Here is a 14,202-nt window from a genome sequence, read left to right on the forward strand (position 1 = left end):
AGGTTATTCCCCCGGAACCAGCGCGGCGTTCTCTCGCGCTGTCATGATGCGCGCAGCCAGACTGGCCGACGCGACGAATAGGATGGCTTGGAATAGAAACACGGCAGCAAAAGCATCTGCCACGGGCATCAACGCGCGGGCGACATCCACCAGCGCAGCACCTGTCAGCCCGCCAAAACCCGCCGCGATGGCTTGGGACGCGCCCCACAGGCCCACACGCGCACCTTCGCGCTTGTCCGCGCCCTCGCCCGCAAGCTGCATCATCGACCCGATGGCCGCGACCGCGAACATACCGTTGAAGAACCCCAGTGTGACAACCAGCGGCACAAGCGGCAAGGCCCAAGTGCTGGCCCCGGCAATCGCGACCAGCGCCACGGCAGAGCCGCCACAGCCCGCCACAACCCATGCCCGCAGGCTGCCAAGCCGAAAGCCCGTGGCCGCCACGCCCACCAGCACCATGCCAAGGAACACGCCACCATTTTGCGCCCCCGACATGGATGTGGATTGGCCGGGCGTGAAGTTGAATACAAGGCCCGCATAAGGCTCTAGGATAAGTTCCTGCATGAAATAGGCAGTCATGGACAGGAAAACGAAAAAGGTGAAGTTGCGCGCGGCGCGGTCGGCCCAGATATCGCGCATCCCGTCGCGAAAGCTTTGCGCGGGGGGTGCCGGGCGCGCGATGACGCGGCGTTCTATGCCCCAGACGGCCAGAATGGTCACGGCGACCGCGCCGGTGCAGATGACCGAAACAACCATAAGCAGCCGCGCGTGGCTATAGGGGTCCAGAAAACTGCCCGCCGTGATCGCCGTCAGCGCGATGCCCGCGATCATCATCAGCCATGTGATCGTTGCCGCCGCCGGGCGGCGGCGTTCGGCGGTCGCGGTCGCCAACAGCGCCAGAAGCGAGGTGCCGGACGCGCCAACGCCAAGGCCGATCACGATATAAGCCACGACCGAAACAGCCAGACCAAGGGCGAGGTTGCTTTCCAGCAGCGGAATGGCCAGCGTCGCACCCACACCGCCCAACGCCAGCAGCGCCATGCCCGCGATAATCCAGCGGGTGCGGTTGCCGCCCTGGTCGGCCAAGTGGCCCCATTGCGGGCGGGTGATCTGCACGCCGTAATGCAACGCAACCAGCGCACCGGGCAGAACCACGGGCAGCGCCAGTTCGACCACCATCAAGCGGTTGAGGGTAGAGGTCATCAGAACGACGATCGCCCCAAGCGCGGCCTGCACCAGACCAAGGCGGAAAATCTGTAGCCAAGACAATGTCATGCAGGCAGTCCTTGAAGTGCGAACGCGGCCACCATCATGCCCAGAACATAAGGGCCAACGCCGGTGCCGTTGAACCATGGGGCCAGTTTTGCGGGGTCCGTCCGCCAGCGCCCCAGCGCCCAGATCTGCACGCCGATGCCAACGGCTATGGCGGCTGCGTGCAATGGCTTGCCCCAGATCACCAGCAGACAGACGACAACCAGTTGCGCCAGCACCATCACCGTGCCCGCGACCGTCGCGGCATTGACCGGGCCAAGCGTGACCGGCAAAGAGCGCAGGCCCATTTGGCGGTCGCCCTCGATTGCCTTGAAATCATTGATCGTCATAATCCCATGCGCGCCCAGACCATAGAGCACGGCAATCGCCACGATCTCGAACCGCGGCGCGCCTGCGGCGATGACGGCCGCGCCGGTGAACCATGGCAAGGCTTCGTAGCTCAGGCCGACAAGCCCCGGCCCCCACCAGCCCGAGCGTTTCGCGCGGATGGGTTCGACCGAATAGGCCCAAGCGGCCAGCACGCCCACCACGGTCGCGCCAAAACCCCACGGCCCCAGCAACCAGCCAACGCCCAGCGACAGCACACTCATCGCCAGCGCGATATACAGCCCCCAGCGGCCCGGAATACGGCCCGAGGGGATGGGCCGATGGGGTTCATTGATCGCATCGACATGCCGGTCACACCAATCATTGGCGGCCTGAGACATGCCACACACGATGGGACCAGCCAGAAGCACCCCCAAGACCACCAAGGCCCAGCTATCAGGCCAGACGCCGACAGAGATGACGCCACATAGATAGGCCCACATGGGCGGAAACCATGTGATGGGCTTTATCAGCTCCAACATGGCGGCGGGGTGCGGCAGCCGCGCTTGTATACTATCGCTTACGGTCATCTGTAAATCTTGCCTGTCAACCTTGAGTCGCGCAAGTGTAAAGTTGGATTGACAGATGCTTTTAGCGGGGCGCGATCCTGAAAATGCAGGCAGGCGCGCCCATGGCGGTGCAATCTTCTTCCACAACCTGCACATCGGGCCAGACCAACGCGCCGAACAGGCGTTCGAACACCGCAGCGTGCCAATCGCAGATGGGATGATCGGACGGGCCAATCGCCAAGGGGTTGTTGCGGATTTCCACCCGCAACGGCCCATAGCCCAGCACCCGGAACACGCCCGACCCGGCAAAGGTCCAGGCGTGTTTCGTGATAGCCATGGCCAGCAAGCGCGCACCAAATGCGCTTGGCAAGGCGCGGATCAGCCATTGCGCGAGCTTTGGAATGCGGTGGGCCAAAATATAATCGCCCGTCGCCAACCCCGCCGCGCGCTGAATCGCGGGGGCGCGGTCGGGCAGGAACAGGCGCACCGCATGGTGCAGGCGCGCGACATCTTCCTCTGGCAACATGCCAGCATGCGGGGGCGGTTCTGCGACGCCCGCGCGGTGCAACAATGCGCCGCGCAGGGCTTCGCCGATGGCGGCATCCAACACAGGCAAATGCTGCAAGATCGCATTCGGCCCGATCCGTGCCCTATCTGGTGCAAGGGCAGACATGGCCGATTACTCTGCCGGTTCTGTGCGGGTGGCGGTTGCGCCATTGGGCATCTTGAAGCTGCGCGCCCCGTCCATCTGCTGCGCCCCGCCGCCGCAGGCCTTGGCGGCGTTGCGCTCGACCGCCCGCGCTTTGCCTTGGGCGCGCAGCGCGTCGCGGCGTTCCTGCGCCTTGCGCTTCTTGTCGGCGTGATCTTCCCAATCGGCCATTTGCGCATCGGCAATGGTGCGGGTCATGTCGAAGCCGAACTCGATATCATCGCGCGATTTCATCGTGAAATAATCGGTCTTGCCCAGATCGTAGAACTGGCGCTGCACGCCCGCTTTCAGAAAGGCTTTCAGACAACCCAGCAAATATTTGCGCCGGTAGCCGGTGCCGCGCCACGGGTAATGGAACAGCGCCTTTTTCATGTAGAAGCGGCGGTAATTCTTCAGCACCCCTTCCAGCAGTGCGCCGCGCGTCATGGCGGCGGGCTTCATGATGGGGGTCACGAAATTATACTTGGAATAGTCGAACACCTCGACCTGATCGCGCAGTTCTTGGAACAGCGGCGTGAAGGGCCAAGGCGTATACATCGCCCAATTGGCCAAGTCTGGCTGCCAATCCCACGCCATTTGGTAGGTTTCTTCCAGCGTTTCGGGGGTTTCATTGTCCAAACCCACGATGAATTGCGCTTCCACGAAAATATCGGCCTCGCGCAGCAGGCGAATGGCTTCTTTATTCTCGGCGACGGTGGTTTCCTTGTTGAACACATCCAGCTTCATCTGCGCGGCGGCCTCTGTGCCCAAAGACACATGCACCAGCCCCGCCTTGCGGTAGAAGCCCAGCAAATCCTTGTCGCGCATGATATCAGTCACGCGGGTATTGATACCCCATTGAATCCGCTCTGGCAGGCCGCGGGCGATCAATTCCTCGCAGAATTCGACGAATTTCTTCTTGTTGATGGATGGCTCTTCATCGGCGAGGATGAAGAAACCCACTCCGTGGTTTTCGACCAGATCCTCAATCTCATCCACGACCTTTTTCGGGTCGCGCACGCGGTAATCGCGCCAGAATTTCCACTGGCTACAGAAGGAACAGGTGAAGGGGCAGCCCCGCGCCATATTGGGAATGGCCACTTTGCGGTTCAGCGGGATATAGATGTATTTATCCCATTCCAGAATGGACCAGTCGGGTTTGATCCCGTCCAGATCCTTGACCGTGGGGGCGGCTTGGGTGGCGGTGATTTCACCGTCATCGACAAAGGCCAAACCCTTGATCTTGTGGCGGTCTGCGGGCCAGCGCCCCTCTGCCATGGCCTGCATCAGGGCGACGATGATCTCTTCACCCTCGCCGCGCACGATAACGTCGATCCAAGGCGCTTCCGACAGAACCTGCCGGAACATGAAAGTGGCATGAATGCCGCCCAGAACGGTGCGGGCATCAGGGCACACATCTTTCGCGATGCGCAGGCATTCTTCGGCTTCATAGATGGAGGGGGTGATCGCGGTGGCACCCACCACATCGGGCTGGAGTTCCGCCAGCTTGGCGCGCAATTCATCCGGGCCGACATGGTTGGTCATCGCGTCGATGAAATGGATGTCGTCAAAGCCGTTATTCTTCAGCGCCCCGGTCAGATAGGCCACCCAAGCGGGCGGCCAGTTCCCGGCAATCTCGGCGCCGCCGGAATGGTAGTTCGGGTGGATGAAAACGATCCGCATGTGACGACTCCCCTATATGTAAGCATAGGTTTACACATAGGGTGACAAGATGAATTGACACAGATCAAGATAGGCGCGGTTCGGGCGGAAAAAACGCCTCAATCCTCATCGCGCGACAGCATGTCGTATTTGCGCAGCTTCAGATAAAGCGACTGGCGCGACAGGCCCAGCATTTCGGCGGCGGCCACGCGGTTGTTGCGCGTCAGCTCGATGGCGGTTTCGATGCAGATTCTCTCGATCACGTTGGTGGTTTCGGCCACGATGTCTTTCAGCGTGCTGGAGCCGACAAGTTCCATCACGCCGCGCATATCGGCATCTTGCGCGCCCGCATCGCCGCGCCGGGCCGCCGCGTTAGAGGCATTGCGGATCACCAGCGCCAGAACCGGCGTCAAGCGGTCATCCAGCCATGTGGCCGAAATTTCGGCGGCCACGGTGGCGTCAAAATCGGTCTTCAGCTTGGTGGAATACATGCGCAACTGGCCCGCGCGCTGCGCGTTCTCCAACAGCACTTTCAGGTCCACAACGCCACGCGCCAAGAAATCCGCGACAGAACGCCCCTGAACCGCGCTGGGGTTCGACACGTCGGTCAGGTTCAGGAAGGTTTCGTTGGCGGCCAGAATATTGCCGTCGCGGTCGGTGAACACAATGGCATCCGGGCCGCGATAGAACAACTGGCGCAGGTTCGCCACCAGCTTGCCATCGGCAACCGACCCCAATTCCGGGTCGCTCAGCCGCACAAGAACAAGCTGTTCGCCCGCCGCGCGGAACAGTTTGGACGACAGCAAAAGCTGGCGCTGCGAGATTTTCAGTTCCACCTCTATCGGGCTGGGCGCATCCATCGCCAGCGGCGAGGTCAGCGCCGACATCAACTCTCCGCGCCGCCGCCCGTTGAACCGTTCGGAAAAGGGGGTATCCAGCAGATCGGCCCGCGAGGCACCGAATAACGACGCCGCGTTATGGTTCAGGTCCACGATCGCCCCGGTTGTCGCCGACACCAGCGCCACCGCGTCAGATGTGAAATCCATCAGCAGCCGGTAGCGGGTGTCCAATTCGCGTTGCGATTCGTAATCCTGCTCCAGCGCGATTTGCGCATTCATAAGCTGTTGCTGCATTTCCATGACCGGGCGCTGGTCTTGTCCCAGCAGCAGCACTTCTTCGCTTTGGGCGACCCAATGCATGGCATAGCGCACCGGCACGCCGCCGCTGCCCACGCCCTTATGCACCAGTTCGACCCAGCGGAAAGGCGACGCCTCTCCGGTCTTGGCCCGCTCGGCCAGATCCGCGCAGCGCGCGCGGAACCGGTCGGCGGAATCGCCGTCCAAAGATGCCGAAAACTCTTGCCCGACCCAAGCTTTCACAACCCCTGCAAAGCCGGAATCGGGCTTGGCAACGGCGGCGCGCACCCGTCCGTCATGCCCGACCACAATCGACACATCGGACAGTGTTGCCACCACAGAGGTGACGACCGGGTCCCTTAGGATAGGGACCGCGCCGTCCGACTGAAAATTGGCACCATCATTCGACACGTGCGACTTGCTCCCTTACAGGGTTCACCGGAGGTAAACCTAAGCTTGACGTCCCGCCTACTCGGCGGCCTGCGCCCTTTTGTTAAAGCCGCATACCGCAAGTGCCTTGGTCACATCACACGTCGCCAAGTCGGCCCCGACATGGCTGGCCAAAGACTTTAAATCCATGTCTTTCTGCAACTCTTTCAATATACCGCCACCTAAGACTATCGGCAGATCACTCACCGGCAACCTACGAATTTTCTTCACCAATTCGATACAAGACGCAAGGCAAGAACGGTTTGACGCAGAGACAAAAACCGCATTGAAGCGGCTATTTTGCAATTGTTGCTCTAAAAATGACGGCGTCGGCACAAGACAGACGCGAACGGACACCCCGACACGCCGCATCTGGTTCGCGGCCACCATGGCGCCAAGGGTATGCTGCTCGCCGCCGGGCATCAGCAGCAGGACACGCGGGCCATGCGGATCGCCGATACTGTCCGACACCCAGGCCCGCCCCAATTCGCGCAACAGCGCCTGTAGGCGCGACATGCGCAGCGTGGCTTGCAGAATATCCAGATCGCCCTCGTGCCAGTCATTGCCGATCCGGCTGATGGCGGCGGGGAAGTATATGTCGATAATCTGTTCGGCCGCGATGCCGAAGCGCTTCATCTCGGTATACAGGCGACCCAGCGGTTCGGTATCGCCATTCACGGCGTGACGCAGCAGCAAAGCCAGAACGTCCTCTTGCGGCACACCGGTCGCGATGGGCGTGTTGCGTTGCAACTCCGACACGACGCGCAGCGCGAACTGTGTCAATGCACCACCCGATGCGCCTCTGTCTCGCTGATCTGTCTGGCCGTGATACTCCACATCGCCCTCACAGGTTGCGCCGGGCGCGGGTTCGCTCATCGAACAGCCCAGAGCAATTTTCAGCTTCAAGTTTCGCAGTTGGCCAAAAGAATGTCAAAAGAAACTTACACCAAATTCGGTAGCATCGCAAAAGCCATCGGAAATCCATAGCTTCGCTACAGTAAAACTTGGGCTTTGCTTAGAATATAACCCCATATGCTGGAATTTCGGACGCCTGCCAAGCAGCCCTAAGGATTGTAAGTTTTAATTGACACTTTGCCATTCAGGGCAGTAACATCATGACAAGGAATCGAGAAGGGAACGCCAAATGGGCGGGACGAGGACCCACAAACCGCTTTACACCGCAGAGCAGCGCGCCCGCCGCGACGCCTCGCGCTGGACGCTGGTGCAAGGCATTCTGGCCCCGCTGCAACTGGTGATTTGCCTTATCTCTGCCGCGCTGGTGATCCGCTATTTGATGACGGGCGACGGCTACACCGCGGCGACCATCTCGGTCGTGGTCAAGACCGCAGCCCTTTACACCATCATGGTCACCGGCGCGATCTGGGAGAAAGAGGTCTTCGGCCAATACCTGTTCGCCGAAAGCTTCTTTTGGGAAGATGTCGTCAGCTTTGGCGTGATCGCGCTGCATACCATTTACATTGTCGCGCTGTTCGCAGGTTCCATGGGGCCGACCAGCCTGATGATCCTCGCGCTCGTGGCCTATATCGCCTATTTCATCAATGCCGGGCAGTTTCTGTGGAAATTGCGCATGGCGCGGATGGGCGGCACGTTAGAGGTGCCCGCATGAACGCCCCCCTGAATACCGGCTGCCGCGACACCCCGGTTCTGCGCGAACGCGGCCAGCGCGAGGTGTTTTGCGGCCTGACCGGCATTATCTGGCTACACCGCAAAATGCAGGACGCCTTCTTTCTGGTCGTCGGGTCGCGCACCTGCGCCCATTTGCTGCAATCGGCAGCAGGGGTGATGATCTTTGCCGAACCCCGCTTCGGCACCGCCATTCTGGAAGAAAAAGACCTAGCGGGCATGGCCGATGCCAATGCAGAGCTTGACCGCGAAGTGGCCCGCCTGCTGGCGCGCCGCCCCGACATCAAGCAGTTGTTCCTGGTCGGATCTTGCCCGTCCGAAGTTATCAAGCTGGACCTGAGCCGCGCCGCCGAACGTCTGACCGCGCAGCACGGGCCTTCGGTCCGGGTGCTGAACTATTCGGGCTCGGGCATTGAAACCACCTTTACCGAGGGTGAGGATGCCTGCCTTGCAGCGCTCGTGCCCTCGCTGCCCAAGACGCAGGCGCGTGAATTGCTGCTGGTGGGCGCCCTGCCCGATGTGGTCGAAGATCAGGCGCTGGCCCTTCTGGCCCAGATCGGCATCTCGCCGGTGCGCTGCCTGCCCGCCCGCCGCGCGGAAGCGATGCCCAGCATCGGCCCGAACACGGTTTATGCGCTGACCCAGCCTTTCGCGGGCGAAACCCACGCAGCCCTTCAGCGCCGGGGTGCCAAGCGCATCGCCGCGCCCTTCCCTTTTGGCGCCGAAGGCAGCACGCTTTGGCTGAAAGCTGTCGCCGCCGAATTCGGCATCGCGCCCGAACATGTTGACCAAGTTGTGGCCGCCCCCCGTGCCCGCGCCGAAAAAGCCATCGCGGCGGCTGCGACCACGCTGCGCGGCAAACGCGTTTTCTTCATGCCAGACAGCCAGTTGGAACTGCCACTCGCGCGTTTCCTGACCCGCGAATGCGGCATGGAAGCGGTGGAAATCTCCACCCCCTATCTGCATGCCGATCTGCACGGCCCGGAACTGGACCTGATCGCCCAAGGCCCGGTCATTTCCGAAGGCCAAGACGTGGACCTGCAACTCGACCGCGTGCGCGCTGCGCGCCCGGACCTGACCGTGTGCGGTCTGGGCCTTGCCAACCCGTTAGAGGCAGAGGGGTTGGCCACCAAATGGGCCATCGAACTCGTCTTCACGCCGGTGCATTTCTACGAACAGGCAGGCGATCTGGCGTCGCTTTTCGCCCGCCCGTTGCGCCGCCGCGCGCTTCTCGCGCGCCAGCATCCCAACCGTCTGGAGGCCGCTGAATGACCGCCTCTTTCATCCTTGCAAAAATATCCCGGGGTCCGGGGCAGCGCCCCGGAGATCAGCTATGAAGCTCGCCGTCTGGACATATGAAGGCCCGCCCCATGTTGGCGCGATGCGCGTCGCCACCGGCATGCGCGACATGCATATGGTGCTGCACGCCCCGCAGGGCGACACCTATGCCGATCTTTTGTTCACCATGATCGAACGGCGCAACCACCGCCCGCCTGTCAGCTACACCACCTTTCAGGCGCGCGATCTGGGCGCCGATACGGCAGGTCTGTTCAAATCCGCCTGCCAAGATGCCTATGACCGCTTCCAGCCCGAAGCGCTGATCGTCGCCGCGTCCTGCACCGCTGAACTGATCCAGGATGATCCCGGCGGTCTGGCCGAAACCATGGGCCTGCCGGTGCCCGCGATTGCGCTGGAATTGCCCAGCTACCAGCGCAAGGAAAATTTCGGCTGCGACGAGGCGTTCTTGCAAATCTGCCGCGCCCTCGCCGCGCCCATGGCCCGCACCGACCGCGTGACCTGCAACATCCTTGGACCCACCGCCTTGGGCTTCCGTCACCGCGATGATCTGGCCGAAATTACCGGCCTGCTGTCGGAAATGGGCATAGAGGTGAACGTGGCGGCCCCTATGGGCGCGTCGCCTGCGGACATCAAGCGCATGGGGGCCGCGCATTTCAACGTGCTGCTTTACCCGGAAACCGCCGAATCCGCCGCGCGCTGGCTGGAAAAGGAACACGGCCAGCCGTTTACGAAAACCATCCCCATCGGCGCAAACGCCACCCGCGCCTTTATCGACGAAGTGCGCGCGCTGTCGGGCAGCACCCTGCAGGTGGACGAAACCCGCCTGCGCCAGCCTTGGTGGGCAGCAAGCGTGGACAGCACCTATCTGACCGGCAAGCGCGTGTTCCTGTTTGGCGATGGCACGCATGTCATGGCCGCCGCCAAGGTCGCCCGTGATGAAATGGGCTTCGAGGTTTGCGGCATGGGCTGCTACAACCGCGAACAGGCGCGGCCCCTGCGCGCGCTGGCCCGCGAATTCGGGCTAGAGGCGCTGATCACCGATGATTATCTCGATGTCGAAGCCGCGATCGAGGCCGCCGCGCCCGAGATGATCTTGGGCACCCAGATGGAACGCCATATCGGCAAGCGTCTGGGCATTCCCTGCGCGGTCATCTCCGCGCCTGTGCATGTGCAGGATTTCCCCGCCCGCTACGCGCCCCAGATGGGGTTCGAGGGCGCGAATGTGCTGTTTGACACATGGGTGCATCCGCTGGTCATGGGGCTGGAAGAGCACCTATTGCACATGTTCCGCGAGGATTTCGAATTCCACGACGACGCAGGCCCTTCGCACCATGGCGGCCACGCACCACGGGCAGAGGCCAGCGCGCCCGCCGCACCTGCGGCCGCGGCGGGCGGGGGCTCGATGCCCCCGGCGGACGCCCCCCCTTCACAGGTCAGCGCCGCGCATCAGAACGTGGTTTGGCTGTCCTGTGCCGAACGCGAGTTGAAGAAAATCCCCTTTTTCGTGCGCGGCAAGGCGCGGCGCAATACCGAGGCCTTCGCCACCGAAAAAGGCCTGCACGAGATTTCGGTCGACACGCTTTATGAAGCGAAGGCGCATTATGCTCGATAGTCAGCACATCCAGCCCAAGCCTTACCGCTTTGTCGTCGTCACGCTCGACGCGCATGCGGCCGGCCCTGCCGAACGCGTCCTGCCGCGCTTGCAGGCCGATTTTCCGGGGCTGGACGTCTCGATCCATGCCGCTGCGGAATTCGCCGAGAACCCCGAAGCGCTGGCCCGCGCCAAGGCCGCGATCAACGCCGCCGATATTGTCTGCGCGAACCTGTTGTTCATAGAAGAACATGTGCAAGCCTGCCTGCCCGAAATGCAGGCCGCGCGTGCGCGCTGCGATGCGTTCGTCGGCGTCATTTCCGACCCCCAGATCGTGAAGCTGACCAAGATGGGCGATCTGGACATGGCCAAGCCCGCCACGGGCATCGCCAAGATCATGAAAAAACTGCGCGGGGGCGGCGACAAATCGAAACCCGCCTCTGGCGCGAAACAGATGAGCATGCTGCGCCGCCTGCCCAAGATTTTGCGGTATATCCCCGGCAAGGCGCAGGATTTGCGCGCTTGGTTCCTGTCCATGCAATATTGGCTGGGCGGGTCCGACGACAATATCGAATCCATGATGCGCTTCCTGATCGGGCGCTATTCGGGCCGCGCCGATTGGGCGCAGGTCAAAGCCGCCGCGCCCATCGACTACCCAGAGGTCGGGCTTTATCACCCCGACCTTCCCGACCGCATTACCACCAACCCCGACGACCTGCCGCGCCCGGCGCAGTCGGTTGGCACCGTGGGCGTGCTGCTGATGCGCTCTTACGTGCTGGCCCATGACACCGCGCATTACGACGCGGTGATACGCGCTTTGGAAGCCAAAGGGCTGACCGTGCGCGCGGCCTTTGCCGGGGGCTTGGATGGCCGCCCTGCGATTGACGCCTATCACAAAGGCCAGGTCGACACGCTTTTGTCGCTGACGGGTTTCAGCTTGGTCGGTGGTCCTGCCTATAATGACAGCCCCGCCGCCGTGGAAACGCTGACAGGGCTGAACGTGCCCTATATGGTCGCGCACCCGTTGGAATTTCAGACACTTGGCCAATGGGGCGGGTCGGGCACCGGCCTTGGCCCCGTGGAAACCACCATGCTGATCGCGCTGCCAGAGATTGACGGCGCGACCTGCCCCACGGTTTTTGCCGGACGCCACGGCGCGGAAAAATGCACCGGTTGCCATATGGGGTGCCAAGTGACCACCGGGTCGCGCGAAATGGCGCCCTGCCATGAGCGCATCATCTCGCTGGCCGAAAAGACCCTGCGCATGGTGCAACTGCGCCGCAAGGCGAATGCCGCGAAAAAGGTGGGCATCGTGCTGTTCGGCTTTCCGCCCAATGCGGGCGCGGTCGGCACGGCGGCGTATCTCAGCGTGTTTGAAAGCCTGTTCAACACCCTGACCCGCATGAAGGCCGAGGGCTATACCCTTGATCTGCCAGAGAATGTCGGTGCGCTGCGCGAGATGGTGCTGCAAGGCAATGCCGCGCAATACGGGCAAGAGGCCAATGTCGCGGCCCATATCAGCGCCGATGAGATGGTACGCAACTGCCCGCCGCTTTCGGCCATCGAAGCGGTCTGGGGCCCGGCCCCCGGTCGCATCCAGTCCGACGGGCGCGGCGTGTTCATCCTTGGCCGCCAGTTCGGCAACGTTTTTGTCGGCGTGCAGCCCACCTTCGGATATGAGGGCGACCCGATGCGCCTGCTATTCGAACGCGGCTTTGCGCCGACACACGCCTTCACGCAGTTCTACCTGTGGCTGCGCAACACCTACAATGCCGATGTGGTGCTGCATTTCGGAATGCATGGCGCTTTGGAATTCATGCCCGGCAAACAGGCTGGCATGGGGGCCCGCGACTGGCCCGACCGGCTGATTGGTGAAATGCCGAATGTCTATCTTTATGCCGCCAATAACCCGTCAGAGGCATCGCTTGCCAAGCGCCGTTCGGGTGCGGTGACCATCACCCACCTGACCCCGCCGGTTGCCCATGCGGGCCTGTATAAGGGCCTGCAAGAACTGAAGGACAGCCTGCAACGCTGGCGCAGCGTGCAAGACGACGCCGACAGCCGCGCCGATCTGGAAGCCTTGATTGCCGATCAGGCCGCGGCGCTGGACATGGCAGGCGCGCCCGAGACGCTGTGGCTGAAACTGCTCGAACTGGAAGACGCGCTGATCCCCGAAGGTCTGCACATCGTGGGCCGCAAGATGGATGCGGCTGCCCGTGCCCGCCTGCTGGCGCAGGTCGATTGCGACGACGACACCCGCGCGGCGATGGATTTGGCGCTACAGGGCGATGCCGAGTTGGACGGCATCATGCGCGCGCTGTCTGCGCAGTATATCGCGCCGGTGCCCGGCGGTGATCTGATCCGCGCGCCGCAGATTGTGCCCACGGGGCGCAACATCCATGCCTTCGACCCGTTCCGCATGCCCACCGCTTTCGCGCTGCGCGAAGGCCGCGTGCAGGCGCAAAAGCTGCTGGATGCGCACCCGACCCTGCCGCGTTCGGTGGCGATGGTGCTGTGGGGGTCGGACAATATCAAATCCGATGGCGGGCCGATTGCGCAAGCCTTGGCGCTGATCGGCGCGACCCCGCGCTTTGATGCCTATGGCCGCCTGTCGGGCGCGGACCTGATTCCGCTGGCCGAATTGGGCCGCCCGCGCATTGACGTTGTGATGACATTGTCGGGCATTTTCCGCGATCTGTTGCCGCTGCAAACCCGCCTTTTGGCCGAAGCCGCGCTGAAAGCGGCAATGGCAGAGGAACCCGCGTCGCAAAACTTTATCCGCGCGCATGCCATGGCCACGGCGCAGGAGCTTGGCATCCCCTTGGAAGAAGCCGCCTTGCGGGTCTTTTCCAACGCCGAAGGGGCCTATGGGTCGAACGTCAACGCGCTGGTCGACAGCTCGACCTTCGGCGACGAAGACGAATTGGCCGATGCCTACCAGACCCGCAAGGGCTTTGCGTATGGCGTGAACGGCAAACCCGTTGCACAACCGGACCTGCTGAAAGCGACGCTGGCAAATGTCGATTGCGCCTATCAGAACCTTGAGTCGGTCGAGTTGGGCGTCACCACGGTGGACCATTACTTCGACACGCTGGGCGGGATTGCCCGCGCCGTGAAACGCGCGCGCGGCGGGCAGGACACGCCGGTCTATATTGGCGACCAGACGCGCGGCGCGGGGCAAGTGCGCACATTGCGCGACCAGATCGCGCTGGAAACCCGTTCGCGCGCACTGAACCCCAAGTTTTATGAAGCGCTGCTGGAGCATAAGGCCGAAGGCGTGCGCCAGTTGGAAGCGCAGGTCACGAACACGCTGGGCTGGTCGGCCACGACCGGCACGGTGGAGCCATGGGTTTACCAGCGCCTGTCCGAAACCTTCGTTCTGGACGAGGCGATGCGCCGCCGTCTGGCCGATCTGAACCCGCAAGCCAGCGCCCGCATGGCGGGCCGATTGATCGAGGCATCGGAACGCAACTACTGGCAACCTGACGCCGCCACCTTGGCCGCGTTGCAAGATGCCGCAGACGAAATCGAAGACCGCGTGGAAGGGATAGCCGCCGAATGAGCCACCCCGCCGCCATATCGCCCATTCCGACCCGCGGGGGCCAG

General features: G+C 62.5%; 10 protein-coding genes. 4 read left to right on the forward strand and 6 right to left on the reverse strand.

Translation table 11 applies throughout. The features are described from left to right. Nucleotides 1–3 precede the first annotated feature (3 nt). The 6 genes from AWT76_RS09965 to AWT76_RS09990 all read right to left on the reverse strand — a co-directional run bounded on the left by AWT76_RS09965 (nt 4) and on the right by AWT76_RS09990 (nt 6,938). The gene (locus tag AWT76_RS09965; RefSeq protein WP_072246217.1) at nt 4–1,275 is read right to left on the reverse strand and encodes a BCD family MFS transporter; all 1,272 of its coding nucleotides are present in this window, start codon (nt 1,273–1,275) and stop codon (nt 4–6) included. After that, a complete protein-coding gene (chlG, locus tag AWT76_RS09970) occupies nt 1,272–2,168 on the reverse strand; it encodes a chlorophyll synthase ChlG (protein ID WP_072246218.1) in 897 nt (298 codons plus the stop codon). The genes AWT76_RS09965 and chlG overlap by 4 nt, the downstream gene beginning before the upstream one ends. A gap of 61 nt (nt 2,169–2,229) precedes the next feature. After that, nucleotides 2,230–2,820: a bacteriochlorophyll 4-vinyl reductase gene (gene bchJ, locus AWT76_RS09975; RefSeq protein ID WP_072246219.1), complete on the reverse strand. Its 591-nt coding sequence runs from the start codon at nt 2,818–2,820 to the stop codon at nt 2,230–2,232. A gap of 6 nt (nt 2,821–2,826) precedes the next feature. Beyond that, nucleotides 2,827–4,518 carry a magnesium-protoporphyrin IX monomethyl ester anaerobic oxidative cyclase gene (gene bchE / locus AWT76_RS09980; protein ID WP_072246220.1) on the reverse strand — a complete coding sequence of 564 codons (1,692 nt, stop codon included), beginning with the start codon at nt 4,516–4,518 and terminating at the stop codon, nt 2,827–2,829. Nucleotides 4,519–4,616: 98 nt separating this feature from the next. Continuing rightward, complete coding sequence (gene ppsR, locus AWT76_RS09985) at nt 4,617–6,044, reverse strand: transcriptional regulator PpsR (RefSeq protein WP_072246221.1); 1,428 nt, start codon at nt 6,042–6,044, stop codon at nt 4,617–4,619. A 57-nt stretch (nt 6,045–6,101) separates the two neighbouring features. Next, on the reverse strand, nt 6,102–6,938 hold the full coding sequence (locus tag AWT76_RS09990; RefSeq protein WP_072246222.1) for a cobalamin B12-binding domain-containing protein: 837 nt from the start codon (nt 6,936–6,938) through the stop codon (nt 6,102–6,104). 268 nt (nt 6,939–7,206) lie between these two features. Between AWT76_RS09990 and bchF the strand changes: the two genes are divergently transcribed. The 4 genes from bchF (at nt 7,207) to AWT76_RS10010 (ending at nt 14,158) form a co-directional block, all read left to right on the forward strand. Further along, nucleotides 7,207–7,689 carry a 2-vinyl bacteriochlorophyllide hydratase gene (gene bchF / locus AWT76_RS09995; protein ID WP_072246223.1) on the forward strand — a complete coding sequence of 161 codons (483 nt, stop codon included), beginning with the start codon at nt 7,207–7,209 and terminating at the stop codon, nt 7,687–7,689. After that, entirely contained in the window at nt 7,686–8,978 is a 1,293-nt protein-coding gene (locus AWT76_RS10000) for a ferredoxin:protochlorophyllide reductase (ATP-dependent) subunit N (RefSeq protein ID WP_072246224.1), read from the forward strand. The genes bchF and AWT76_RS10000 overlap by 4 nt, the downstream gene beginning before the upstream one ends. A gap of 61 nt (nt 8,979–9,039) precedes the next feature. Next, the gene (gene bchB, locus AWT76_RS10005; protein ID WP_072246225.1) at nt 9,040–10,617 is read left to right on the forward strand and encodes a ferredoxin:protochlorophyllide reductase (ATP-dependent) subunit B; all 1,578 of its coding nucleotides are present in this window, start codon (nt 9,040–9,042) and stop codon (nt 10,615–10,617) included. Further along, nucleotides 10,607–14,158 carry a magnesium chelatase subunit H gene (locus AWT76_RS10010; RefSeq protein WP_072246226.1) on the forward strand — a complete coding sequence of 1,184 codons (3,552 nt, stop codon included), beginning with the start codon at nt 10,607–10,609 and terminating at the stop codon, nt 14,156–14,158. Before bchB ends, AWT76_RS10010 begins: the two co-directional genes overlap by 11 nt. Nucleotides 14,159–14,202: the final 44 nt, after the last annotated feature.

This window comes from Roseibaca calidilacus, from assembly GCF_001517585.1.
Classification (GTDB): domain Bacteria; phylum Pseudomonadota; class Alphaproteobacteria; order Rhodobacterales; family Rhodobacteraceae; genus Roseinatronobacter; species Roseinatronobacter calidilacus.